The sequence below is a fragment of the Cognatazoarcus halotolerans genome, from assembly GCF_009800965.1.
Classification (GTDB): Bacteria; Pseudomonadota; Gammaproteobacteria; order Burkholderiales; family Rhodocyclaceae; genus Cognatazoarcus; species Cognatazoarcus halotolerans.
The window spans coordinates 184,421-207,423 of the sequence record NZ_WUAF01000009.1 but is presented as its reverse complement, the minus strand read 5'-3'; the positions used below and the strand labels follow the sequence as shown (position 1 = coordinate 207,423).

At 65.5% G+C, this 23,003-nt stretch carries 24 protein-coding genes; 16 read left to right on the top strand and 8 right to left on the bottom strand.

Features of this window, described 5'->3' with window-relative positions:
- Positions 1–863: acetyl-CoA C-acyltransferase (locus GQB03_RS13355; RefSeq protein ID WP_159690105.1), on the top strand; the 863-nt coding region annotated here is incomplete at its 5' end.
- Positions 864–911: 48 nt separating this feature from the next.
- Here GQB03_RS13355 and GQB03_RS13350 read toward each other — a convergent pair.
- Entirely contained in the window at positions 912–2,282 is a 1,371-nt protein-coding gene (locus GQB03_RS13350; protein WP_235027056.1) for a sensor domain-containing diguanylate cyclase, read from the bottom strand.
- A 257-nt stretch (positions 2,283–2,539) separates the two neighbouring features.
- Here GQB03_RS13350 and GQB03_RS13345 point away from each other — a divergent pair, with 257 nt between their 5' ends.
- Positions 2,540–3,340 carry an enoyl-CoA hydratase/isomerase family protein gene (locus tag GQB03_RS13345; protein ID WP_159690097.1) on the top strand — a complete coding sequence of 267 codons (801 nt, stop codon included), beginning with the start codon at positions 2,540–2,542 and terminating at the stop codon, positions 3,338–3,340.
- A gap of 8 nt (positions 3,341–3,348) precedes the next feature.
- On the opposite strand, the gene GQB03_RS13340 is transcribed toward GQB03_RS13345, so the two are convergent.
- Positions 3,349–3,960 carry a LysE/ArgO family amino acid transporter gene (locus GQB03_RS13340; RefSeq protein ID WP_159690093.1) on the bottom strand — a complete coding sequence of 204 codons (612 nt, stop codon included), beginning with the start codon at positions 3,958–3,960 and terminating at the stop codon, positions 3,349–3,351.
- A 131-nt stretch (positions 3,961–4,091) separates the two neighbouring features.
- Here GQB03_RS13340 and GQB03_RS13335 point away from each other — a divergent pair, with 131 nt between their 5' ends.
- Positions 4,092–4,982 (top strand): LysR family transcriptional regulator ArgP, encoded by an 891-nt coding sequence (locus GQB03_RS13335; RefSeq protein ID WP_159690089.1) that lies wholly within the window; start codon positions 4,092–4,094, stop codon positions 4,980–4,982.
- A gap of 11 nt (positions 4,983–4,993) precedes the next feature.
- Here the strand turns inward: GQB03_RS13335 and GQB03_RS13330 are convergent, their stop codons facing one another.
- The gene (locus GQB03_RS13330) at positions 4,994–5,767 is read right to left on the bottom strand and encodes a YdcF family protein (RefSeq protein ID WP_159690084.1); all 774 of its coding nucleotides are present in this window, start codon (positions 5,765–5,767) and stop codon (positions 4,994–4,996) included.
- A gap of 65 nt (positions 5,768–5,832) precedes the next feature.
- Between GQB03_RS13330 and GQB03_RS13325 the strand changes: the two genes are divergently transcribed.
- From GQB03_RS13325 to fliW, 4 genes are all read left to right on the top strand, one after another.
- Positions 5,833–7,128: an O-acetylhomoserine aminocarboxypropyltransferase/cysteine synthase family protein gene (locus GQB03_RS13325; protein WP_159690080.1), complete on the top strand. Its 1,296-nt coding sequence runs from the start codon at positions 5,833–5,835 to the stop codon at positions 7,126–7,128.
- Positions 7,125–7,634 carry a DUF2802 domain-containing protein gene (locus tag GQB03_RS13320; protein ID WP_200832221.1) on the top strand — a complete coding sequence of 170 codons (510 nt, stop codon included), beginning with the start codon at positions 7,125–7,127 and terminating at the stop codon, positions 7,632–7,634. Before GQB03_RS13325 ends, GQB03_RS13320 begins: the two co-directional genes overlap by 4 nt.
- A complete protein-coding gene (locus GQB03_RS13315; RefSeq protein WP_159690075.1) occupies positions 7,631–8,359 on the top strand; it encodes an SPOR domain-containing protein in 729 nt (242 codons plus the stop codon). Before GQB03_RS13320 ends, GQB03_RS13315 begins: the two co-directional genes overlap by 4 nt.
- Before the next feature lie 109 nt (positions 8,360–8,468).
- Positions 8,469–8,906, top strand: a complete 438-nt coding sequence (fliW, locus tag GQB03_RS13310) for a flagellar assembly protein FliW (protein ID WP_159690069.1) — start codon at positions 8,469–8,471, stop codon at positions 8,904–8,906.
- Between the two features lie 15 nt (positions 8,907–8,921).
- Here fliW and GQB03_RS13305 read toward each other — a convergent pair whose 3' ends face one another.
- Positions 8,922–9,239: a tetratricopeptide repeat protein gene (locus GQB03_RS13305; protein ID WP_159690063.1), complete on the bottom strand. Its 318-nt coding sequence runs from the start codon at positions 9,237–9,239 to the stop codon at positions 8,922–8,924.
- 119 nt (positions 9,240–9,358) lie between these two features.
- Here GQB03_RS13305 and GQB03_RS13300 point away from each other — a divergent pair, with 119 nt between their 5' ends.
- The 4 genes from GQB03_RS13300 to ubiA are packed head-to-tail and all read left to right on the top strand — an operon-like array spanning position 9,359 to position 13,324.
- The gene (locus GQB03_RS13300) at positions 9,359–9,739 is read left to right on the top strand and encodes a RidA family protein (RefSeq protein ID WP_159690061.1); all 381 of its coding nucleotides are present in this window, start codon (positions 9,359–9,361) and stop codon (positions 9,737–9,739) included.
- 27 nt (positions 9,740–9,766) lie between these two features.
- Positions 9,767–11,845, top strand: coding sequence for an ATP-dependent DNA helicase RecG (gene recG, locus GQB03_RS13295; protein ID WP_159690058.1), 2,079 nt, complete (start codon positions 9,767–9,769; stop codon positions 11,843–11,845).
- A gap of 55 nt (positions 11,846–11,900) precedes the next feature.
- Positions 11,901–12,452 (top strand): chorismate--pyruvate lyase family protein, encoded by a 552-nt coding sequence (locus GQB03_RS13290; RefSeq protein ID WP_159690056.1) that lies wholly within the window; start codon positions 11,901–11,903, stop codon positions 12,450–12,452.
- Positions 12,449–13,324 (top strand): 4-hydroxybenzoate octaprenyltransferase, encoded by an 876-nt coding sequence (gene ubiA / locus GQB03_RS13285; RefSeq protein ID WP_159690053.1) that lies wholly within the window; start codon positions 12,449–12,451, stop codon positions 13,322–13,324. The genes GQB03_RS13290 and ubiA overlap by 4 nt, the downstream gene beginning before the upstream one ends.
- Before the next feature lie 27 nt (positions 13,325–13,351).
- Here the strand turns inward: ubiA and GQB03_RS13280 are convergent, their stop codons facing one another.
- Positions 13,352–14,440, bottom strand: coding sequence for a hypothetical protein (locus GQB03_RS13280; protein WP_159690050.1), 1,089 nt, complete (start codon positions 14,438–14,440; stop codon positions 13,352–13,354).
- A 25-nt stretch (positions 14,441–14,465) separates the two neighbouring features.
- Positions 14,466–15,953: an MBOAT family O-acyltransferase gene (locus GQB03_RS13275; RefSeq protein WP_159690047.1), complete on the bottom strand. Its 1,488-nt coding sequence runs from the start codon at positions 15,951–15,953 to the stop codon at positions 14,466–14,468.
- A gap of 246 nt (positions 15,954–16,199) precedes the next feature.
- Here GQB03_RS13275 and pyrF point away from each other — a divergent pair, with 246 nt between their 5' ends.
- A complete protein-coding gene (gene pyrF / locus GQB03_RS13270) occupies positions 16,200–17,015 on the top strand; it encodes an orotidine-5'-phosphate decarboxylase (protein ID WP_159690044.1) in 816 nt (271 codons plus the stop codon).
- Positions 17,016–17,066: 51 nt separating this feature from the next.
- Here the strand turns inward: pyrF and GQB03_RS13265 are convergent, their stop codons facing one another.
- Complete coding sequence (locus GQB03_RS13265; RefSeq protein WP_159690149.1) at positions 17,067–17,969, bottom strand: PEPxxWA-CTERM sorting domain-containing protein; 903 nt, start codon at positions 17,967–17,969, stop codon at positions 17,067–17,069.
- Positions 17,970–18,096: 127 nt separating this feature from the next.
- On the opposite strand from GQB03_RS13265, the gene GQB03_RS13260 reads away from it, so the two are divergent.
- From GQB03_RS13260 to ubiD, 3 genes are all read left to right on the top strand, one after another.
- The gene (locus tag GQB03_RS13260) at positions 18,097–19,269 is read left to right on the top strand and encodes an MFS transporter (protein WP_159690041.1); all 1,173 of its coding nucleotides are present in this window, start codon (positions 18,097–18,099) and stop codon (positions 19,267–19,269) included.
- An 82-nt stretch (positions 19,270–19,351) separates the two neighbouring features.
- Entirely contained in the window at positions 19,352–19,594 is a 243-nt protein-coding gene (locus GQB03_RS13255; RefSeq protein WP_159690038.1) for a hypothetical protein, read from the top strand.
- An 85-nt stretch (positions 19,595–19,679) separates the two neighbouring features.
- Entirely contained in the window at positions 19,680–21,173 is a 1,494-nt protein-coding gene (gene ubiD / locus GQB03_RS13250; protein ID WP_159690035.1) for a 4-hydroxy-3-polyprenylbenzoate decarboxylase, read from the top strand.
- Here ubiD and GQB03_RS13245 read toward each other — a convergent pair.
- Positions 21,170–21,739, bottom strand: a complete 570-nt coding sequence (locus GQB03_RS13245) for a DedA family protein (RefSeq protein WP_159690032.1) — start codon at positions 21,737–21,739, stop codon at positions 21,170–21,172. The genes ubiD and GQB03_RS13245 overlap by 4 nt on opposite strands.
- Positions 21,740–21,856: 117 nt before the next feature.
- Here GQB03_RS13245 and GQB03_RS13240 point away from each other — a divergent pair, with 117 nt between their 5' ends.
- The gene (locus GQB03_RS13240) at positions 21,857–22,903 is read left to right on the top strand and encodes a threonine aldolase family protein (RefSeq protein WP_159690029.1); all 1,047 of its coding nucleotides are present in this window, start codon (positions 21,857–21,859) and stop codon (positions 22,901–22,903) included.
- Positions 22,904–23,003 lie beyond the last annotated feature (100 nt).

Genomic DNA, 23,003 nt, shown 5'->3' with positions numbered 1-23,003 from the left:
CCGAGGTGATGATCGCCGCCGGTACCGAGTCGATGAGCGTGATGCCGCAGATCATGGGCAACAAGGTGAGCCTCAACCCGGCCGTCTTCGCGAAGCAGGAGAACCTCGGCATCGCCTACGGCATGGGGCTCACCGCCGAGAAGGTGGCCGAGCAATGGAAGGTGAGCCGCGAGGACCAGGACGCCTTCGCGCTGCAGTCGAACCAGCGCGCGGTGGCGGCGATCGCCGCCGGGCACTTCCGCACCGAGATCACGCCCTACACGGTGTGCACCCACCTGCCCGGCGAGGGCGGCGTGGTGCGGGTGATCGAGACGCTGTGCGAGCACGACGAAGGGCCGCGTGCCGATGCCTCGCTCGAGCGCCTGGGCAAGCTGCGCCCGGTGTTCGCGGCGCGCGGCTCGGTGACCGCGGGCAACAGCTCGCAGATGTCCGACGGAGCTGGTGCGGTGCTGCTGATGAGCGAGGCGGCGGTCAAGCGCTACGGCGTGAGCCCGATCGCGCGCTTCGTGAGTTATTCGGTGGCGGGCGTGCCGCCGCAGGTGATGGGCATCGGCCCGGTCGAGGCGATCCCGCGGGCGCTCAAGGCGGGCGGACTGAACCAGTCGCAGCTCGACTGGATCGAGCTCAACGAAGCCTTCGCGGCACAGTCGCTGGCGGTGATGCGTACGCTCGCGCTCGATCCGGACAAGGTGAATCCGCTCGGCGGGGCGATCGCGCTGGGCCACCCGCTCGGCGCCACCGGGGCGATCCGCACCGCCACGGTGATGAGCGCGATGCAGCGCGACCCGGCCATCCGCTACGCCATGGTCACCATGTGCATCGGCACCGGTATGGGCGCCGCAGGTATCTTTGAACGCTGTTGAACGGGGCCTTGCCGCGGAGGAGGGCGCGCCGCGGCAAGTGCGATCGCGTCAGGCTTCCGCCACGACGACGCAATTCTTGCCGCGGCGCTTGCCGCGGTACATGGCGAGGTCGGCGCGCTTGATCAGGCTGTCGGGGCTGTCGCCAGCGACATGACTGGTCACGCCGATGCTCACCGAGGCGTGGAAACTCGCGCCATCCGGGAGCTCATGCTGCATGTCCGCGAAACTGCTGCGGATTCGTTCGGCGACCAGTGCTGCAGCCTCGATCGAGGATTCCGGCATGAGAACCATGAATTCTTCGCCGCCGTAACGATAGGCGCTGTCGGTGCGCCGCAGGCAGTCGCGGATTGCCGAGGCAAGTTTCTGCAGGACCCGATCGCCTTCGAGGTGGCCGTGCGTGTCATTGATCCGCTTGAAGTCGTCGGCGTCCATGGCGAGCAGGGCGAGCGGCCGACGATAGCGGGTCGCCCGCTCGATCTCCCGGCGGGTGCGTTCGAAGAACTGCCGTGAGTTGTAGAGCCCGGTGAGGCTGTCGGTCTGGCTGAGATGGCGGTACTGGCGTTCACTCTCGCGCAGCATCTCTTCCGAGCGCTTGGCTTCGGTAATGTCCTGAAGCGTCTCGATCGCGCCGATGGTCTCGCCGTGCTGATCGCGAAGCGGGGCCGCAGTGAAGTATACCCAGCGCCCGGATTCGCCGAAGGCGGGGAAGAAATCCTCGGCTTCGAAGGCCCCTTCGATGAGGGCAGAGGTACGGTATTTGTCGTCGTAGTAGAGCTGGGCCATCGACTCCTGTGCCCCGTCGATGATCAGGTCGGCCATCACTGGCCGGGGCGAGGCGTAGAAGGCTTTCCATTGCTGGTCGGTGCCCAGTACCTCGGTGGCGCTCATGCCGGTGAGCACCTCGCAGGCGCGATTCCAGTGGGTCACCCGGTGGTTCTGATCGAGCACGAAGGTCGGGACCGAGCTGCCGTCGATGATCTGTGCCAGCAGGGCCTCGTTGGCGCGCTGGGCGCTTTCGGCCCTGCGCCTGATGGTGACGTCCTGCAGCGACTCGATTGCGCCGATCAGCTTCCCTTCGGTGTCGAGCAGCGGGGCGACGGTGAAATAGAACCAGCGCCCGCGCGATCCCACGCCCGGGAGGAAGGCTTCCGCCTCGTAACCGCCTTCGACCAGGCGGGAGGGGCGGCATTCGCCACCGTAGTATCGCTCGATCGCCGCATGGTCCTGGTCTACCAGCAGGTCGGCCATGAGCGGCCGCCGGTCGCGGTAGAACGCCTGCCAGTGATCACGGGTGCCGATGATGGCCGCTGCGGCGATGCCGGTGAGCTGTTCGCACGCGGGGTTCCAGTGAATGACTCGATGCGCCAAGTCGATCGCGAATGTCGGCAGCGGATTGCATGCGACGATCGCGTCAAGCACTGGTGAAGCCGTTTGGTCGTTCTTGTCCGAAGGCATCGGTCGATGATTACAGGAAGGAGGAGGGCACGCACCTGTTACGACAAGTCGGCTGCCGGCTTGAGACACTTTTTAACGTGCTTCGCCGGCAAGGCACCGCCTTGTGGAGACTGGCATGCCGTCCCGCGCCGCCGGACTCCGCTGCGGGTATAGTCTTGCGTCGGCCCGGCATCTTTCGCGCGGACCGTCTGCGGGCCGGCAAACAACTGGAGACTTACACGATGGCAAACACCGCATTGCTCGAAATTACTGACGGCGTCGCGACCCTGACCTTGAACCGGCCTGCGGCACTCAATGCCCTGTCGGTCGAGATGATGCAGGATCTCAATGCCGCGGCGCGCACGCTGGTCGCACGAAAGGATGTGGCGGTGGTGGTGATTGCCGGCGCGGGCGAGCATTTCATGGCGGGAGGGGACCTCAAGGATTTTGCCGCTCACCTGCATCTCTCGCCGGAGGCGCGCCTGGTGACCTTCAAGGCCATGATCGAGCAGTGGATCAATCCCACCGTGGAGATCCTGCAGGGCCTGCCTCAACCGGTCGTCGCCAAGGTGCGCGGCGCCTGTGCGGGCTTTGGCCTGTCACTGATGATGGGCTGCGATCTGGTGGTGGCGGCCGATTCCAGCGTATTCACCACGGCCTATTCGTCGATCGCGCTGTCTGGGGATGGCGGCGTGTCCTATCTGCTGCCGCGCATCGTCGGGGCGCGCAAGGCGGCCGAGTTGTTGTTGCTGGCCGACCGCTTCGATGCGGCCGAGGCCACTCGCCTCGGTCTGGTCAACCGTGTGGTGGCGAGCGATGTGCTGGATGTCGAAGTGGACAAATTGGTTGCGCGCCTCAAAAACGGACCGCGTCATACCTATGGCGAGATCAAGCGGCTGCTGCATGCCTCGTTCGAGACCCGGCTCGAGGCCCAGCTGGAAAGCGAGGCCGAGGCCTTCGCTCGCTGCAGTGCCACCCATGACTTTGGAGAGGGTGTCACTGCCTTCCTGGAAAAGCGCAAGCCCGGTTTTCGTGGCGGCTGATCGTCCTGTCAGGCGCTCAGGATCAGCGAAGCCGCAAGTCCCCAGAGCATCAGCGCGACCGCGCCGTCGAGTACCTGCCAGGCCCGCGGCTTTGCAAACAGCGGCACCAGCAGGCGTGCGCCATAGCCCAGCAGCAGGAACCAGCATATAGATCCAGCGATCGCGCCAGCGGTGAAGGTCGGCCGCAGCGCTTCGGCCTGCTGGCTGCCGATGCTGCCCAGAAGCACCACGGTGTCGAGATAGGCGTGCGGGTTGAGCAGGCTGAAGCCGGCGGCGGCAAGCAAAGCTTGGCGGCGGGAGAGCCGATTGCGCTCGCCGCGGTCGATCTGCATGCTGCCGCCCGCCAGCGCCGAGCGCAGTGCGCGAAGCCCGTACCAGCCGAGGAAAGCGGCGCCGCCGTAGCGGGCGATGTCCATCCAGTCCGGATTGGCCGAGAAGAGCTGGCCGAGTCCGGCCATGCCCAGCAGGATCAGGCTGATATCGCACAGCGACGAGATTGCCACCGTGAGCAGCACATGTTCGCCGCGCAGGCCCTGGCGCAGAACATGTGCGTTCTGCGCACCGATGGCCATGATGAGCCCGATGGTGAGACCGAAACCGTTGAGAAAGACCGTACCCATGTATCCGCTCCGTGCAAGGCCTACAGCCGGCATGGCGGCAAAGGCGTATTCGTTCGATGACGGCACTTTAGGGGGCAGGCAGTGTTTTATTAAGTAGAATCGATATTATTTGATGATAAGAAAAAACTCTAATGATAGATCCTCGCTTGGTGGCCTTCGAGGCCGTGGTCACGGAAGGCAGCTTCGAGCGCGCCGCGGCACGGCTCAAGCTCACCCAGTCCGCGGTCTCGCAGCGCGTCAAGCTGCTCGAGTCCGAGTTCGGCCAGATCCTGCTGGTGCGCAGCAAACCGGTGCGGCCGACGCCGGCGGGCCGGCGGCTGTTGCCTTATCTCGCGCAACTGCGGCTCATTCAGGGCGAAGCCGAACGAGCGCTTCATCCGGGGGCGGGCGAGCGTCCGCTGCGCCTGCCGGTCGGTGTCAACGCGGACTCGCTGGCGACCTGGTTTCTCCCTGCGGTCGCGCAGGTTGCGATCGAGGACAGGCTGGTGCTCGACTGCGTGGTGGACGATCAGGATCACACCCATGCGCTGCTTGCCAACGGCGATGTGCTGGGCTGTGTGAGTACCCGCGCCGATCCGATGCGTGGCTGCGCCGCACTGCGGCTCGGTGCGATGCGCTACCTTTGTGTCGCCTCGCCGGCGTTCCGCATGCGCCATTTTCCGCAGGGGCTGACCCGCACTGCGCTGTTGCAGGCGCCTGCGATCATCTACGGCCAGCATGACGACATGCACGAGACCTTCCTGCGCAGTCATTTCGGCCTCGAGCGCGGGCAGTATCCCCACCACGTCGTGCCTTCGTCCGAAGGTTTCGCCGCATTTGCCCTGGCCGGACTGGGCTATGGATTCGTACCGGAGATCCAGGTTCGTGAAGCGCTTGGCGCGGGCCGGTTGATCGATCTGGCGCCTGATCATCAGGAGCCGGTGGAACTCTTCTGGCACCACTGGCAGGTTCAGTCGCCACTCATGGCAAGGCTTTCATCCGCGTTGGTGACGGGCGCGGCAGGGTCGCTCGAGGTCCATTGAGCGTTGCCGATTCAGCGGCTCAACCGGTAAGCGAGGTTGCCGAGCAACTCGTGAGTGGCCAGCCAGCCCGCGTAGGCAGCGCCTGGCGACGGCACGAAATCCAGCACTGCTTCCTGCCCGCCAGGGCCGCCGAGCCAGGCCGTGGGCGCCGGTGTCACTTCGAAGCCGGCTGCCCTGAATTCCGCCTCGGCGCGTGGCATGTGTATCGCATGGGTCACCAGGATGATGTGCCGGATGCCCCGGCCCAGCAGCAGCGTGGCGCTGAAGCGCGCATTCTCGCGGGTGTCGCGCGAGGCCGATTCGGTCCATTTCACCGGAACCCGGAAGTCTTCTTCGAGCGCCGTCTTCATGAGGCTCGCCTCGGGCACCTCTCCAGTCGGGGCGCCGCCGGTGACGAGGATCGGCAGACCGCTGCCGCGTGCCAGCCGGGCGCCGTAGCGCAGCCGCTCGAGGGTCAGGCGATTGACTGTGGCGCCGCCGTACTCCGGCGCATTGCGGTTCTGCCCGCCGCCCAGGATGACGATCGCCTGCGCCCCGCCGAATCGGTTCGTGGCCGCCCGGGGCGGTGGTTCGATGCGGTCGAGGAGCAGGTCGGTGGTGGCCGGCGTGCTGACGATGACGGTCAGTGCCACGCCCAGCCACGCCAGGCCGAGGCCCTTGCCGCCGCGGCGCCGGGCGAGCCACAGGCCCAGCACGATCAGCAGCAACGGGCCGAGCGGTGGCAGTACCGTCATCGCGACGATCTTCTTGAGCCAGAACAGGATCAGCGGGATATCGAAGGGCATATTCGTTGTGGCCGGGCGGTGTGGGCTTTATTATCGCCGGAACCCGATCAACCGGCCTCCTGCCCATGCCCGATCACCAGTACGGTATCGAAACCCTCTGCCTCCATGCCGGCCAGCAGCCGGATCCGCTCACCGGCGCCCGTGCGGTGCCGATCTACCAGAGCACCTCCTACGTATTCGATTCGCCCGAGCATGCCGCCGCGCTGTTCAACCTGCAGACCTTCGGCAACGTCTACTCGCGCATCTCCAATCCTACCGTGGCCGTGTTCGAAGAGCGAATGGCCGCACTCGAGGGTGGCCGCGCGGCGCTCGCCACGGCCACCGGCATGGCCGCCCAGATGACCGCGCTGCTGACCCTGTGCGGTGCGGGTGACGAAATCGTCGCAGCCCGCACGCTGTACGGTGGAAGCTACTCGCAACTCGATGTGAGCCTGCGCCGCCTCGGCATCAATACGATCTTCGTCGATCCTTCGGACCCCGAAGCGTTCCGCGCCGCGATCACCCCGCGCACCCGCGCGGTGTATGGCGAAATCATCGGCAATCCGGGGCTCAACGTGTTCGACCTCGCGGCCGTCTCGGCAGTCAGCCGGGCGGCCGGCGTGGCGCTGGTGATCGACAACACGCTCGCTTCGCCCTACCTCTGCCGGCCTTTCGAGCACGGCGCAGACATCGTGATCCATTCGGCCACGAAGTACGTCGGTGGGCACGGCACCACCATGGGCGGGGTATTGATCGAGTCAGGGAAGTTTCCGTGGGACAACGGTCGCTATCCGCACATGACCGAGCCTTCGCGTGGCTACCACGGGGTGCGCTTCTACGAAACCTTTGGTGATTTCGGCTTCATCACCAAGGCGCGCATGGAGACGATGCGCACCTTCGGCCCCGCGCTCTCGCCGCTGAGCGCGTTCATGTTGCTGCAGGGGCTCGAGACCTTGCCGGTACGGATGGACCGCCATGTCGCCAACGCGCTCGCCGTGGCGGCCTTCCTTGAGGAGAACCCGCAGGTGGCGTGGGTGAATTACCCGGGATTGGCGTCCAGTCCGGATCACGCGCTGGCGTCACGCTACCTGCCCAGGGGGGCCGGCGGCATCCTGTCCTTCGGCATCCGCGGCGGTCAGGCTGCCGGCGAGCGCTTCATCGCGGCGCTACAGATGATCAGCCATCTCGCCAATGTGGGCGACGCAAAGACCCTGGTGATCCATCCCGCCTCGACCACCCACCGCCAGCTCTCCGAGGAAGAGCAGCGCGCCGCGGGCGTGCCGCCGGACATGGTGCGGCTGTCGGTGGGCCTCGAGAGTATCGACGACATCCTGTGGGATCTCGGCCAGGCGCTCGGGTCGGCCGCGAGGGCCGCATCGTGACCTTCGGCGCGCGCGAAATCATCTGGTTGCTGATTGCGGTGCTGGTTGTCTACGTACTGCTGCAGCTGCTGCGGCTGCGTCGCGCATCGTCCTCCAGGCCGGCGCCTCTGGAGGTGGCCTCCGGGACGTCCGTGCCAGACGAGGGGGTGGTCGAAGACGCCGTGCCGGTGGCCGCCCGCGACGAAGTCCGCGAGCGCGCCGAGCGGATCGCGCTGGAATTGGAGGTCCAGCAATTGCGCCGCGATATCGGCCAGCTTCGCACCGAGATCGACACACAGCGCCGCGAGATCGGGCGGCTGGCCGGCGAGCTCGGCGAGCTGCGCGACACCGTCGCCGGCGTGGAGGCGACGCAGCGCGTCTCGCCGCAGTACAACGAGGCCGTGATGCTCGCACGACGCGGCCTGAGTGCCGAAGCGGTGGCCGAGCGCTGCGGTATTTCAGTGGCGGAGGCGGCATTGGTGCGGTCCATGATTCAACGCGAAGGTCAGCAAGGGGAAGATGCATGAGTAAACTGCCGGAAATGCCGGAGGCCCTGCTCGGTGGCGACGACGGTCGCCGGAAACTCGTGTCGCGGGCGATCGTCGGGGCGGTGCTCATCGCGGTGCTGCTCGGCCTGCTGAGCTATTTCGAGCATGTGCCGGGCCCTGCCGACAAGGAAGGCTCGCCTGTTTCGACGATTCCACCGATCGACGGCCCGGTGGCGAGCGGGGTTGCCACGGCCGGTGGAGATCAGCCGCAGATGCCCGAACGTGCCCCCGACGAGCCTCCGATGGTTCAGCAGGCTGCGCTCGCTGTCGCGGCCGAGCCCGAGGAGTCTCACGGCCCGGAGATTGCCGCTCCCGGCGAGCGCGTCGCCGATGCCCCGGCGACGACGGCCGATGCAAGACCCGCAGCTCCGTCGAAGGGCGGACGCCTGGTGCTGCAGGGTGAGGCGCCAGCGGCCGAACCCGACGCCGCTGCGCTGTCGGCGCCAGTTGCCGCGCGCCCGACCGCGGCCCGCAGTGCGGCTCGCCGCGATGGTTTTCTGCTGCAGCTGGGGGTTTTCTCGACGCCTTCCAATGCCCAGGCGCTCTACGACGACCTGCGTCGGCAAGGCATTCCGGCGCGACTCGAGACGCGGGTGGTGGCCGGGCCGTTCGAGGACAAGGCCGCGGCCGAGGCGGCCCGCAGGAAGCTGGTGTCCGCCGGTCTCGAGAAGGGCATCCTCGTGCGCGATGCGGCGCCAAGATAGACCGTGACCGCGAATTGACGCATTTTTGACGCCTTGTTCGCGTGATGGATGCGTACCCCGTCTGCGTATCATCAGACTCACCGAGACTACGCACACGAGGGGGAGAAACATGAAGATCGACAGCCCGGTATTTGGCTCGCTCGAGGTCAGCGACGATCGCATCATCGAGTTCCCGGCAGGGCTGCCCGGCTTCGAGGATTGTCATCGCTTCACGCTGATTCACGAAGAAGGTGCCTCGCCGCAGGTCATGCAGCTGCAAAGCGTGGATCAACCCGAGGTGGTGCTGTCGATCGCCGGTCCGGATACGCTGGGTATCAATTACGATTTCACGCTCAACGATGCCGAGGTCGATGCGCTCAGGCTGACGCGTCCGGAGGACGCGGTCGTGGCAGTGGTCATCCGACGTGCCGGCGAGGATGGTACGGGACCTGCCGAGGCTGGGCTGCGTGCCAATTTCGTGGCGCCGCTGATCATCAACACGGCCAGCCGCATCGGTCTGCAAAAAGTGTTCACCCGGCTGGGCTGCGACGTCACCCTTCGGGCCTGAGCCTGCCGCGGCGGCTCAGTCGCTGTTGGCGAGCCGTCGGGCGAACACTTTCATCTCCCGCGCCGCCTGGATGTCGCCGCGCGCCTCCGCGACCGCGATGCCGCGCGTGTAGGCGTCCAGTGCTGCCTGTGGCTGGTCCGCTTCGGCCAGCGCCTTGCCGAGCATTTTCCAGCCCGCGGAAAACTCGGGGTCCCGTATGACCGCCTCGCGAAAGCGCAGCGCCGCCGCGGCCTTGTCCCCCGCCTTCATGTGTTCGAGACCGATCGCATGGCGAAGCAGGGCGCCGTCGCGTGGTCCGTCGAGCAGGTGCAACAGGTTTTCGAGCACGGTCATGATCCTTTCCTTTCCGGGTACGCAGGTACGGCTGCGTTCGAGCGGTTACAATCGAGCGCTGTCAGCCGGCCGATTCCGGTGCCGGCGAATCCCGGAATCCACGATGAGGAACGCCCGCAATGAGCCGCAGTGTCATTTCCACAGCCAACGCCCCCGCAGCAATCGGAACCTACTCGCAGGCGGTGAAGGCCGGCAACACGGTTTATCTCTCCGGCCAGATCGGGCTTGACCCGGCCAGCATGGAAATGCGTGAAGGTTTCGACGCCCAGACCGAGCAGGTGTTCCGCAACCTCAAGGCGGTGGCCGAAGCGGCCGGGGGCTCGCTTGGCGATGCGGTGAAGCTCACGATCTACCTCACCGACCTGTCGAACTTTGCCAAGGTCAACGAAGTCATGGCCAGCTATTTCGCACAGCCTTATCCGGCCCGTGCCGCGGTCGGCGTCAAGGAGCTGCCCAAGGGTGCATTGGTGGAAGCCGACGCGATCCTGGTGCTCGGCTGAGTCGCGCACGGGAGAAGCGTCGGTCGCGTGCCTGCCAGCGTTGAAAGGGCTGCTGCAGCGGGTGCGCCCGCGCGAGGCTGGGTCGGTGTCGGGCCACAGCTTGCGGGCCGCCTGGCCAAGCTGGACATTCGCGGGCCCGACGACCTCCTGCTGCATCTGCCGCTGCGCTATGAGGACGAGACCCGCCTGACGCGAATCCGTGATGCGCGGCCGGGCGTCGCCGGACAGTTCCAGGTGCAGGTGTTGTCCACCGAGATATCCGCGCGTCCGCGGCGCCAGCTGGTGGCCCGGGTCGAGGATGCCAGTGGCGGCCTGGTGCTGCGTTTCCTCAATTTCTATCCGAGCTTGCAGAAGCAGCTCGTGCCCGGTGCCTGGTTGCGTATCTTCGGTGAGGTGCGCGACGGTTTTTTCGGCGCCGAAATGATCCACCCGCGCCTGCGCGTGGTCAGTGAAGACGAGCCGCTGCCCGATAGCCTCACGCCGATCTACCCGACCACCGCAGGGCTTGCCCAGTCGGCGCTGCGCAAGCTCATCGACCGCCAGTTGCGCGTTGACCGCGTCGCCGAGCCCTTGCCGCCGATGCTGCTCGAGCGGCTCGGCCTGATGGGTTTCGATGCGGCGCTGCGCACCCTGCATCACCCTCCGCCGGATGCGGACCCCGCGGCGCTCGAGGACCGCAGCCACCCGGCCTGGCAGCGCATCAAGTTCGACGAGGTGCTGGCGCAGCAGATATCGCTGCGTCGCGCCTATGCGGCACGCCGCCAGCGCAACGCCCCGCAGCTCGTTGCCACCGGTGCGCTCACCGGGGCGCTGCTCGACAGCCTGCCGTTCACGCTCACCGGCGCCCAGCAACGCGCCTGGGGGGAGATTGCCACTGACCTTGCCAGCCCGCACCCGATGCAGCGGCTCCTGCAGGGTGACGTCGGCAGCGGCAAGACCATCGTCGCCGCGCTGGCCATGCTGCACGCCGCCGAGGCCGGCTTCCAGGCCGCGCTCATGGCGCCGACCGAGATCCTCGCCGAGCAGCACTACCTCAAGCTGGCCGAGTGGCTGCCGCCGCTCGGCATACAGGTGGCCTGGCTGTCGGGAAGCCAGAAGAAGCGCGAGCGCACCGCCATGCAGGCGCTGCTGGCCAGCGGTGAAGCGATGCTGGCGGTCGGCACTCACGCCCTCATCGAAGACCCGGTGGCCTTTCCGCGGCTCGGGCTGGCGGTCGTGGATGAGCAGCACCGCTTCGGCGTGCGCCAGCGCCTGTCGCTGCGCGAGAAGGGCTTTGACGGCGCCAGCCCGCACATGCTGATGATGTCCGCCACGCCGATCCCGCGCACGCTGGCGATGAGCTATTACGCCGACCTTGACGTGTCGGTGCTCGACGAACTGCCGCCCGGCCGCACGCCGATCGTCACCAAGCTGGTGTCCGACGCGCGTCGCGAGGAGGTCATCGCCCGTGTGCGGGACGCCTGCGTCGCGGGGCGCCAGGCCTACTGGGTGTGCCCGCTGATCGAGGAGTCGGAGGCGTTGCAGTTGCAGACCGCCACCGAAACCTTCGAAGTGCTTGCGGCGGCACTGCCCGCGCTACGGGTCGGCCTGCTCCACGGCCGTATGAAGCCGGCGGAGAAGGCCGCCACCATGGCCGCCTTTGTCGCGGGCGAGCTGCAACTGCTGGTCGCCACCACGGTGATCGAGGTCGGCGTGGATGTGCCCAACGCGAGCATGATGGTGATCGAGCACGCCGAGCGCTTCGGTCTTGCCCAGCTTCACCAGCTGCGCGGCCGGGTCGGTCGCGGCAGCGCGGAGTCGGTGTGCATCCTGATCTACGCGCAGCCCCTGTCGCAGACTGGCCGTCAGCGTCTCAAGGTGATCTTCGAACATACCGACGGCTTCGAGATTGCACGCGAGGATCTTCACCTGCGCGGTCCCGGCGAGTTTGTCGGGGCACGCCAGAGCGGCGTACCCCTGCTGCGCTTTGCCGACCTCGAGGCCGATGCCGCGCTGGTCGAGACTGCCCGCAAGGTGGCCGAGCGGCTGCAGACCGAAGCTCCGCAGCGCGCCGACATGCTGCTGTCGCGCTGGTTTGCCGGCAGGGAGGGTTTGCTGCGGGCCTGATGCGCTGTGCGGCGGCAGCACGGACAACGCCGCCGGGGTATCATCCGGGCCGATCATGCGAACCCGTATTTCCCGCGAAGAGTGGCTCAGGCGGCCATTGCGACTCCCAGAGACCGGTCCTTACCACCCGTGGCTCACCGATGCCGGCTCGCTGACCGCACGCATCCGTGCCCGCTGCGGGCGCCTCGATGTGCGGGTGCTGGCCCAGAGGCTGGCGCGTCCTCACCCTGACGAGGCGATCCTGCTGGGCCTGCGTGCCGGCGAGGTGGCCTGGCTGCGCGAGGTGTTGCTGGTGGCCGACGGCGTACCGGTGGTCTACGCTCGCTCGATCCTGCCGCGGCACAACCTGCGGGGGGGCTGGCGGCTGTTTTCGGGTATCGGCAATCGTCCCCTCGGTGCGGCCTTGTTCGCCGACCCGCGGATCTCGCGAGCGCCGCTGTACTGTTCGCGGCTTGACCGCCGCGATGCGCGCTATCATCGGGCGCTCGCGACCGGCGCCACCTCCGCGGCGACGCTCTGGGCGCGGCGCTCGGTGTTTCGCCTCAAGCGCCGCTCGCTGATGGTCTGCGAGATTTTTCTGCCTGCGATCATGACGCTCGACCGATGACACTGACCGAACGACTCCTCCACTATGAAAGGCTGATGCGGCTCGACAAGCCGATCGGCATCCTGCTCCTGCTGTGGCCGACCCTGTGGGCACTGTGGATTGCCGGCATGGGGAAGCCCAGCGGCTTCCTGGTGTGGATCTTCGTGCTCGGCACCGTGCTCATGCGCTCCGCCGGCTGCGTGATGAACGACTATGCGGACCGGAATTTCGATGGCCACGTCGAGCGAACCCGTAACCGCCCGTTGGCGACCGGCGCGGTGTCCACGCGCGAGGCCCTGCTCCTGGCGGCGGGGCTTTCGCTGGTGGCCTTCGTGATGATCCTGCCGCTTCACCGGCTGGTGCTGTGGCTCTCTGTGGTGGCGCTCTTTCTCGCCGCGAGCTACCCCTTCACCAAGCGCTTCCTGGCCATTCCCCAGGCCTATCTCGGCATCGCCTTCGGTTTCGGTATCCCGATGGCCTTTGCCGCGCAGCAGTTCAGCATTCCGCTGACCGCTTGGGTGATGCTGCTGGCGAACGTATTCTGGGCGGTCGCCTACGATACCGAATATGCGATGGTCGACCGGCCCGATGATCTCAAGATCGGCATCAAGACCTCGGCGATCACCTTCGGACGCTTCGACGTCGTGGCAGTGATGATCTGCTATGCCGCGACCCTGGGCCTGCTCGCCTGGGTGGGGGTACTGGCCGCGCGCGGCTGGCCGTACTACCTAGGCCTGTGCATTGCCACCGGTATCGCGCTCTACCACTACACGCTGATCCGCGAGCGCGACCGCCAGCGCTGCTTCAAGGCCTTCCTGCACAACAACTGGCTGGGTGGGGTGATCTTCGCCGGCCTGGCGATCGACTATCTGGTGCACCCGGTCGGCGCTTGAGAGTCGCCCGACAGACGGCTTCTCGCATTAACGGGCAGTTGCATTGTCCAGGGCAGTGTTAGCCGGCTGTATCGATGCTGAAGGTAATTGACTGGTGGTGGTAGCTCGCTCGAATTGCTGCGCGACAGCCTCTGCGGCTAGGCGGTGTGCGATGACGTTCCAGTGGCCGTCGTAGGGCCCCACGCTGAGGCTCAGCCGGTGCTGACGGTAGTGCGCGAGAAAGATCGGTCCCAGATCCACCACGTTCATACCGAGCTTGCGGGCCTGATCCATCAAGAGGCGGTTTGCCGGGCCCTGCGCTACGCTGGCGGGTTCGTCCAACCGCGAACGATTGGCGTCGAGAACGAGCGCGAAGCGGCAGCCGACGCACTGCTGCAGCCCCTCGAAGAAGTGTTTCAGTATGGGATCACGCTCGCTTGCCGGAGGGGCGTCTGGCGATCTTTCCTGCGTTGTCTTGACGGTCCGTTGAGGTTCTTTGCGCTCGACGATGGCGCTCAATGCACGGAGGGGGGCCGAGATGTCGACCTTGAGCTGGGAAAACAGGTACTGCGCCAACGCGGATTCCCTCAGGATTTTTTTCAGCAGTCCCGCCTCGGGCTGGTGTTCATGGGAAAACGCTCCCCTTGAGGAGTCGAAACACGGCCCGTGAATGTTTCCCGAGCCGCATATCGATTGCGCAATGTCGCCGCGCTCGAGCACCAGGACAAATTGCCGAATTCCGAACTTCTCGTTGGCGAGATGCACCCGTTCGACATAGTCGAGCAGGCTCGACCCGGGGCCTCCCAGCGCAAGAACCTGGCGCGGGGCAATGAGTGACTCGAGCACCGCGGATATGCGGTCGCTTTCGGCGAGCATGTTGGCTTCGACGAAGCTGTCCCCCACGACCGCTACGGCGTCCGGGGAACGCTTGAAATCGCTTGTATCCACGAAACCGTAATTGTTGCTGCGATGGTTGTGCGCATTACGGAGATCCCAGCCGGTTGCCACCGTGAACGATGTGTGAGGTGGGTAAGTAATGATTTCGGGGGATATGTGATATCCGCGATAGGTTGCGCTTGAGACGGGCAACAGGCGAAGCAATCCTTCGGTCGCAAGCAAAGCGAGAAGTACACCCAAGGAAAATCTCAGCAGGAATCGCATGTCAGAAATTGAAATAGATGAACGCGCTGACTGCGTCGCGCGTGGCGTTGATCGTTAGCAGCAAGGCCACGACAGTGAGCGCCACGCCGAGCATGAGTGGCGCCACCTGTGTTGATGGTCGTGTTGCTCTGTCTCGCAAAGCCTCGCCGATGCGGTTGCTGTTCGGGAGCAGGCAGGTAAGCACGGCACTCGCTGCGCATAACAGCCCCACTCTTGAAGCCGATAATCCTTGGTCCCAGTACATACGATGGATGGATTCGCCCGCAGCATCGAAAGCTGTCATTCCCGACAGGATGCGTGCGGCTGCCTCGAAATTGACCGCCCTGAAGAACACCCAGGCGATGATTACCGCCAGCATCGTCAACGCCCAACTGCCGACGCGATAGGCGAGGTTGCGCTGCATTGCCGAAAGTGACGGCCCTGCCACCGCCCGAAACCCGTGATTGATCACTAGATAGAGGCCATGCAGGCCGCCCCAGATGACAAAAGGCCACCCTGCGCCATGCCACAAGCCGCCCAGCAACATGGTGGTCATCAGGTTGAAATGGCGCCGGATACGGCCGAGCTTGTTACCGCCGAGCGGGATGTACAGATAATCGCGAAGGAAGGCCGACAGGCTCATGTGCCAGCGGCGCCAGAACTCGGAGATGTTGCCCGCCTTGTAGGGTGAGTTGAAGTTGAACGGTAGTCGTACGTTGAACATCCACGAGAGGCCGATTGCCATGTCGGAATAGCCGGAGAAGTCGAAGTAGAGCTGGAAGGTGTATGCCAGGGCGCCGAGCCAGGCTTCCGTGAAGTCTGGGGTGGCGCCGGCAGCGGCTGCATCGAACACGCTGTCGGCGTAGGGCGAAATGCCATCTGCCAGGACGACCTTCTTGAACAGACCGATTGCGAAGATGCAGAGGCCGGCGCTGATGTTGCCGAGGTTGGGGCGGTAAGTGGCCGCCTCGCGGAATTGCGGCATCATCTGGGCATGATGCAGCACCGGGCCGGCGATTAGGTGCGGGAAGTAGGTGACGAAGAGGCCGTAATGAATGAAGGCATATTCGCGTATGCCTTTCTGCCAGGCGTCGGCGAGAAAGGCGATCTGCGTAAATGTGAAGAACGAGATGCCGATGGGCAGGACGATTCTGGCAAGGTGCAGGTCCAGCCCGAACACCGCGCTAATGTTGTCGACGAAGAAGTTGGCGTATTTGAAATAGGCCAGCAATGCCAAGTCAAGCGTTATTCCGGCAATCAACCAGTGTTTGGCCTGCGGTCGCCGGTCGGCGTCAACCAGGCGTCCGATGTTTCGCCCGACGAGGTAGTTCCAGCAGATCGAACCCAGCAATAGCGCGGTGAACTCGGGCATCCAGTAGCCGTAGAAGAACACCGACGCGGCAAACAGCCATGCGGCCGCCAGAGTGTGCGATCGACGGCCGATCAGGAAGAAGCCGGCGAATACCACAGGTAGGAAGAGCAGGGCGAAATGAAGGCTGGTGAAGAGCATCGGGGCTGCGTGCGGGTCGGGTAGCGGCGGACAAGCTAGCATGCGCACGTGCTGCAGTAATGGAAGCACGTCACAAACGGGGGTGAGAGTGTACCGCGTCGGAGCGCGGCGCAGTGGCGGTCGCCTCTGGCGGGGCGGCAATCGACCGCTTACGGAACCCTGCGTGGCACATTCGACGCCGAGGCTGCCCAAATCCCGTGCCTTGGGTACACTCGCGTTCTCGACTCCCATCATGCAGATTCCGCAATGACTTTCATTGAAAAGCTCGATGCCGCATGGCGCACCCGCAATTCACTGCTGTGTGTCGGCCTCGACCCCGATCCAGCACGCTTTCCGGCTCATTTGCAGGGTCGGCCCGATGCCATTTTCGAGTTCTGCCGCGAAATCATCGATGCAACCGCCGACCTCGTGTGCAGCTTCAAACCGCAGATTGCGTATTTCGCTGCGCGGGGTGCGGAGGATCAGCTCGAGGACCTGATTGCGCACGTTCACGCGGCGCATCCCGGGGTGCCGGTGATTCTCGACGCCAAGCGCGGCGATATCGGCAGCACCGCGGAGCAATACGCGGTCGAGGCGTTCGAACGCTTCCAGGCAGATGCGGTCACGATCAACCCCTACATGGGACGCGATTCGGTCGAGCCCTGGCTGGCCTATCCGGACAAGGGCGTGATCCTGTTGTGTCGCACTTCGAATCCGGGTGGCAGCGACCTGCAGTTTCTGGATGTCGGCGATGGTGAGCGGCTTTTCGAACGGGTTGCGCGATTGGTGGCGAGTGACTGGAACACCACCGGTCAGTGTGCGCTGGTGGTCGGTGCGACCTTCCCCGACGAGATTGCGCGGGTGCGTTCGATCGTCGGTGATCTGCCGCTGCTGGTCCCCGGAATCGGTGCCCAGGGTGGCGATATCGAGGCCACTGTGCGGGCAGGCCGCACTGCCGCCGGTAGCGGGTTGATGATCAATTCCTCGCGCGCGATTCTCTATGCCGGCAAGGGCGAGGACTATGCGGCCGCCGCGCGGCGGGCGGCCCTGGCAACGCGCGATGCGATCAATGCGTTTCGCTGAGCGTTGCGGTCGCTGCGGCTGAAACCGATTGGCCGCCGGGCGGGGCGGCGGTCAGACAGGGGTGCAGCGCGATTGTCGGCGATGCAGCCCGAGACCCACCAGTCCCAGACCGGCAAGCATCATTGCCCAGTTTTCGGGTTCGGGTACGGCCGCAGCAACCTGCCAGCCGATATCGGAAAGTGCTGCCCAATCGAGCTCGGTCATGTATTTGCGGCTGCCGCTGGCGATGCTCGCGGTCAGTGCGGCAGGTTGCAGCACCCCGTTTACGAACGACGCCGTGCCATTCGCCCAGTGGGCATCGTCTCCGGTCAGCGGCACGGTGCCGCCATATGCGGCGACGCTCGCTTCGCCGGCGAAGCCGGTCGCGTTCACCTGGGTGCTCCAGGAGTTGCTGATGCCGAATCCGAGCACGTGGGCAAGTTCGTGCACCGCGACCGAGTAAAAGTCGAACCCGCTGAAGGTTTCGAGAGTGCGGGGATCGTCATCCAGATACCAGTCGGATCTGATATCGAAGGATATCTGGCCGCCCCAAGGAGCAAAATCGGTCGCGCCCACATCGAGTTCGCCTCGGTCGTTTCCGCTGCCGCCGCCGGGGCCGGCCGAGCCCAGTGTGGCGCTGCCGAGGGCATCCAGCTCGGCCGCCGCAACGAATACGTGAATCGTGTCCGCGGCGACGGTGAAGTTGCTCTGGTTCACGATGCTGCCGGCAGAAGTCGGGGCGACGCCCGGATCATAGAATGCGATCGATCTGTATGTGGCGGCATCGAGCGTGTCGGTCAGGCGGGCGCCGAATTCATCGGCAACGCTGGCGAGAATCGCTTTCTGTCCGTCCGACAGGCGGACGGTACCGTCGTCATATCCGTAGTCGAACTCGATCGTCAGGGCGCTGGCGTGCCCTGCGGCGAGGAGGCTCGCGGCGGCAACGAGGGGGCGGGCAAGTCTGCTCATGGACATTGGGCCGGCTCGGGCAATTCATGATGCAGCGATTAGAACATGATGAGTAAATTTCCGTAAACCCTGGCGGCCTGGCGCATCAAACCGACCGTCGCCGAAGGCACGGGGTGCGCCCTATACTGCAGCGATGCGTCCGCACACCATTCCCGTCATCGTGATCGCCCAGCTGTTCGGGACCTCGCTGTGGTTTTCGGCGAACAGCGCGGCCGACGACCTGATGCGTGCCTGGGACATCGGCGCGACACAGATCGGTCAGCTGACCAACGCCGTCCAGTTCGGCTTCATCTTCGGCACGCTCGCCTTTGCCCTTTCGGGGCTTGCCGACCGCTTTGCCGCGAGTCGCATCTTTACCGTCTGCGCGTGCCTGGGCGCTGCGGCGAACGCCGCGTTCGCGCTGTTTGCCGAGGGACTCGCTAGCGGGATCGCATTGCGGGCGTTGGTCGGCCTGAGTCTCGCCGGGGTCTATCCGCTGGGGATGAAACTGGTCGTCAGCTGGGTTCCCGAGCGGGCCGGCGCGGCACTCGCCCAGCTGGTCGGGATGCTGACGCTCGGGACCGCGCTGCCGCATGGTATCCGGTTGCTTGGCGGCGGATTTGGCTGGCAGGCGACGATCCTCGCCTCATCGCTTCTGGCCCTGCTGGCGGCCGCGATGATCTTCGCGCTGGGCGACGGCCCTCATCTCACACGCAGGCATGACGCTCCTCCACTGAGGCTCGGCCGGGTGTTGATGGCCTTTTCAGTTCCCGGCTTCCGGGCCTCGGCGTTCGGGTATTTCGGGCATCAGTGGGAACTCTATGCGTTCTGGACCCTGGTGCCGATCCTGGTGGTGCAGGGCGGATTGGCAGATGACGCGGGGCGTGTTGCCGGGCTTTCTTTCGCGATCGTCGGCATCGGCGCTCTGGGTTGCTTTGCCGGCGGTGCGCTGAGCCGTCGTATCGGCAGCGCCAGGGTGGCTGCGCTGGCCCTGGCCGGTTCGGCTCTGTGCTGCCTGTTTTACCCGCTGGTCGGAGCGCATGCCGATGGCCTCGCGCTAGCCGTGCTGCTGCTGTGGGGCTTCACCGTGGTAGCGGATTCGCCGCATTTCTCGGCGCTTTCCGCCCGGGCCTGCCCACCCGAGATCGTCGGCAGCGCGCTCGCCCTGCAGAACGCCATCGGCTTTGCAATCACCATGGTGTCGATCGCCTGGGGGACGCGGTTGGTTGGTGAATGGGGTACATCGATTGCCTGGCTATTGCTGCCGGGGCCACTGTTCGGCCTGGCAGCACTGGCGCCGCTGTGGTGGCGGAGGCCGGAAACCTGAGGCCTTGATGGAACTGTCCGGGCGGCCAGACGCTCCCAGCATCGCGGGCGCACTGCCCGTAAATCGCCCGAGGAGACGGAAAATGAATATTCGTTCTGCAGTCGCGTTTGTCCTGCTCGCAGCGTCGTCAGCCGCCTGGGCTTTTCACTGCCCGGTCGACATGAAGAAGATCGATGACGCCATGGCCGCCGGGCCAAAGTTGAGCATGGCGCAGATGGAAGAAGTCAAGAAGTTGCGCGCCGAGGGCGAGGCCCTGCACAAGGCGGGCGGCCATCAGGCTTCGGTCGATACGCTGGCCAAGGCAATGAAGATTCTCGGAATCTGAACCGTATCCGGCAAAGCGAACGGGCCGCCCTGTGCGGCCCGTTCGCTTTGCCGGATAATGCCCACGCCCAATTTCGGATCAGACCATGCGTTACGACGACCTGCGCGACTTCATCTCCCAACTCGAAAGCCGTGGCGAACTCAAGCGGATCAAGGTGCCGGTGGATACCCACCTCGAGATGACCGAGATTGCCGACCGGGTGCTGCGCGCCGGTGGTCCGGCGCTGCTCTTCGAGCAGCCGGTGACGCGCGGCGTGGCGCAGTCGATCCCGGTGCTCGCCAATCTGTTCGGTACCCCTCAGCGGGTGGCGATGGGCATGGGCGAGGACGTCGCCGACGACGACTGGAGCACGCCGCTGCGCGAGGTGGGCAAGCTGCTCGCCTATCTCAAGGAACCCGAGCCGCCAAAGGGCCTCAAGGATGCCTGGGAGAAGCTGCCGGTGCTCAAGCAGGTCATGAACATGTCCCCCAAGGAGGTCCGCTCGGCCCCGTGCCAAGAGGTGGTCTGGGAGGGCGAAGAGGTCGATCTCGGCCGCCTGCCGATCCAGCATTGCTGGCCGGGCGATGCCGCGCCGCTTATCACCTGGGGGCTTGTCGTTACCCGCGGGCCGGAGAAGAAGCGCCAGAACCTCGGCATCTACCGCCAGCAGGTACTCGGCCGCAACAAGGTGATCATGCGCTGGTTGGCCCATCGCGGTGGCGCACTGGACTTTCGCGACCACCTGCAGCGCAGCCCCGGAGAGCCTTTTCCGGTGGCAGTGGTACTAGGCTGCGATCCTGCGACCATCCTCGGCGCGGTCACGCCGGTGCCGGACAGCATCTCCGAGTACCAGTTTGCCGGGCTGCTGCGCGGCGCAAAGACCGAGCTGGTGAAATGCCGCGGCTCCGAGCTGCAGGTGCCGGCCTCGAGCGAGATCGTTCTCGAGGGCGTGATCCATCCCGGCGAGGAGGCGCTCGAAGGCCCCTACGGCGACCACACCGGCTACTACAACGAGCAGGCCGCCTTCCCGGTGTTCACGATCGAGCGCATCACCATGCGCCGGAATCCGATCTACCACAGCACCTACACCGGCAAGCCGCCCGACGAGCCGGCCATGCTCGGCGTGGCGCTCAACGAGGTGTTCGTGCCGCTGCTGCAGAAGCAGTTTCCCGAGATCACCGATTTCTACCTCCCGCCGGAGGGCTGTTCCTACCGGCTCGCCGTGGTAAGCATCCGCAAGCAGTATCCGGGCCATGCCAAGCGGGTGATGTTCGGCATCTGGAGCTTCCTGCGCCAGTTCATGTACACCAAGTTCATCATCGTGGTGGACGAGGATGTGAACATCCGCGAATGGAAGGAGGTGATCTGGGCGATGACCACCCGTGTCGACGCCACCCGCGACACCACCCTGGTGGACAATACGCCGATCGACTACCTCGATTTCGCCAGCCCGGTGGCCGGGCTTGGCTCGAAGATGGGCCTCGACGCCACCAACAAATGGCCGGGGGAAACGACGCGGGAATGGGGCACGCCGATCGTCATGGACGACGAGGTCAAGGCGCGGGTCGACACGATGTGGGGCGAGCTGGGGCTCGACTAATCGCCGCGCTGGCGCTTGCCGCGCCAGCGGTGAAAGAGGTGCAGCACGATCGGGGTGACGATCAGCAGGGCCACCAGGATGCCTTCCTCGAGATGTCGCAGGTCGCGCAGGAAAGTCTGGATCACGGCACCGAAGGCATAGCCGGCCGAGCCGATGGCGGTGGCCCAGAGCGCGGCTCCGGTCAGGTTCAGCATGGTGAAGCGCAGCGGCGCGATGCCGGCCGAACCCATCAGGATCGGGCCGGCCACGCGCAGGCCGACCATGAAGCGGATGCCGAGGATCAAGAGGGTGTGATGACGTGCCAGCAGTCCGTCGACCCGCGGCGCATTGCGCGCCAGAGCGGGGAAGCGCGCCTTCAGTCGGGGGCCCTGGTGGCGTCCCAGCTGAAAGAAGATCTGGTCCCCCAGTGCGCTCGCAACGAAGGCCACCGCAAGCACTGCCGGCAGATCCAGCATGCCCCGGTGAGCAGCGAAGCCGGCGGTCAGCAATACCGTTTCGCCTTCCAGCAGGCAACCCACGGCCACGGCGATGTAGCCGTAATGGGAGACGAGTTCGGTGACCGACATGAATGTTTTCCGGTGAGGCGGGGGCGAGACGCATGATCGCACAGCGACCCGAGCGCGGCAGCGGGGCAATCGATTACATTGATGAACCATCGCAACCGAGCTGCCCGGAGACCCTCCATGGATACGAGCCTGCCTGGCTGGCGCACCCAATTCGCCAGCGACAACACTGCCGGAATCTGCCCCGAGGCGCTCGAAGCGCTCCAGGCGGCGAATGCCGGCTGGCTGCCGTCCTATGGCAACGATGCGCTCACCCGCGAGGTGTGCGACCACCTGCGCGAGCTGTTCGAGACCGAGTGCGATGTCTATTTCGTGTTCAACGGCACTGCCGCCAACTCGCTTGCACTGGCCACCATGTGTCAGTCCTATCACAGCGTGATCTGCACCGACGCCGCACACATCGAGACCGACGAATGCGGCGCACCGGAATTCTTTTCCAACGGCACCAAGCTGCTGACCGCGCCGCACCGCGAAGGCAAGCTGCTGCCGGCCGATGTGCGCCTGCTCGCCACGCGCCGCAGCGACATCCACTATCCGCGCCCGCGCGTGGTGTCGATTGCCCAGACCACCGAAACCGGCACGGTCTACCGGCCCGACGAGCTGGCTGCGCTGTCGTCGGAGGCGCGTGCAAACGGGCTCAGGCTGCACATGGACGGCGCCCGCTTCGCCAACGCGGTTGCGGCGCTGGGTGCGAAGCCCGCGGACCTCACCTGGCGGGCCGGTGTCGATGTGCTGTGTTTCGGTGGCACCAAGATGGGGCTGCCGATTGGCGAGGCGGTGGTGTTCTTCGATCGAGACCTCTCGGCCGAGTTCGCGTGGCGCTGCAAACAGGCCGGGCAACTCGCCTCGAAGATGCGCTTCCTCTCCGCGCCCTGGCTCGGCATGTTGAAGAACGAAGCCTGGCTGCATCGCTCGGCTCACGCCAATCGCATGGCGACGCGACTGGCCGCGGGGTTGTGCGCGCTGCCCGGCGTGAGCCTGATCTCGCCCTGTGAGGCCAACGGCGTGTTCGTCAGCCTGCCGCCGGCGGCCGATGCCGCGCTGCGTGACGCCGGAGTGGTTTACTACACCTTCATCGGTGGCGGTGCGCGTTTCATGTGCTCCTGGGCGAGCACGGAAGTGGCGGTCGACGAGCTGATCGCATTGGTTGCGGCCGCGCTGGCCTGAAGTTCCGGCCGCTTGCCCACCAGCGCCGGCAGGGTTAAATAAGGTAAGCGCGCTTGAAGATGTAGTCTTCCGCCCGCATTGTCCCAAGTGCATGACCACC

Bases quoted from the DNA above. Each gene is read 5' to 3' on its own strand.
- GQB03_RS13305 (WP_159690063.1), bottom strand. From the start codon at position 9,239: ATGACCGTGCTCGAAAACCTGTTGCACCTGCTCGACGGACCACGCGAC.
- fliW (WP_159690069.1), top strand. From the start codon at position 8,469: ATGAAGATCGACAGCCCGGTATTTGGCTCGCTCGAGGTCAGCGACGAT.
- GQB03_RS13290 (WP_159690056.1), top strand. From the start codon at position 11,901: ATGCGAACCCGTATTTCCCGCGAAGAGTGGCTCAGGCGGCCATTGCGA.
- GQB03_RS13260 (WP_159690041.1), top strand. From the start codon at position 18,097: ATGCGTCCGCACACCATTCCCGTCATCGTGATCGCCCAGCTGTTCGGG.
- GQB03_RS13240 (WP_159690029.1), top strand. From the start codon at position 21,857: ATGGATACGAGCCTGCCTGGCTGGCGCACCCAATTCGCCAGCGACAAC.
- GQB03_RS13265 (WP_159690149.1), bottom strand. From the start codon at position 17,969: ATGTCCATGAGCAGACTTGCCCGCCCCCTCGTTGCCGCCGCGAGCCTC.
- GQB03_RS13340 (WP_159690093.1), bottom strand. From the start codon at position 3,960: ATGGGTACGGTCTTTCTCAACGGTTTCGGTCTCACCATCGGGCTCATC.
- pyrF (WP_159690044.1), top strand. From the start codon at position 16,200: ATGACTTTCATTGAAAAGCTCGATGCCGCATGGCGCACCCGCAATTCA.
- GQB03_RS13335 (WP_159690089.1), top strand. From the start codon at position 4,092: ATGATAGATCCTCGCTTGGTGGCCTTCGAGGCCGTGGTCACGGAAGGC.
- GQB03_RS13330 (WP_159690084.1), bottom strand. From the start codon at position 5,767: ATGCCCTTCGATATCCCGCTGATCCTGTTCTGGCTCAAGAAGATCGTC.
- ubiA (WP_159690053.1), top strand. From the start codon at position 12,449: ATGACACTGACCGAACGACTCCTCCACTATGAAAGGCTGATGCGGCTC.
- GQB03_RS13275 (WP_159690047.1), bottom strand. From the start codon at position 15,953: ATGCTCTTCACCAGCCTTCATTTCGCCCTGCTCTTCCTACCTGTGGTA.
- GQB03_RS13245 (WP_159690032.1), bottom strand. From the start codon at position 21,739: ATGTCGGTCACCGAACTCGTCTCCCATTACGGCTACATCGCCGTGGCC.
- GQB03_RS13325 (WP_159690080.1), top strand. From the start codon at position 5,833: ATGCCCGATCACCAGTACGGTATCGAAACCCTCTGCCTCCATGCCGGC.
- GQB03_RS13300 (WP_159690061.1), top strand. From the start codon at position 9,359: ATGAGCCGCAGTGTCATTTCCACAGCCAACGCCCCCGCAGCAATCGGA.
- ubiD (WP_159690035.1), top strand. From the start codon at position 19,680: ATGCGTTACGACGACCTGCGCGACTTCATCTCCCAACTCGAAAGCCGT.
- GQB03_RS13255 (WP_159690038.1), top strand. From the start codon at position 19,352: ATGAATATTCGTTCTGCAGTCGCGTTTGTCCTGCTCGCAGCGTCGTCA.
- GQB03_RS13345 (WP_159690097.1), top strand. From the start codon at position 2,540: ATGGCAAACACCGCATTGCTCGAAATTACTGACGGCGTCGCGACCCTG.
- GQB03_RS13315 (WP_159690075.1), top strand. From the start codon at position 7,631: ATGAGTAAACTGCCGGAAATGCCGGAGGCCCTGCTCGGTGGCGACGAC.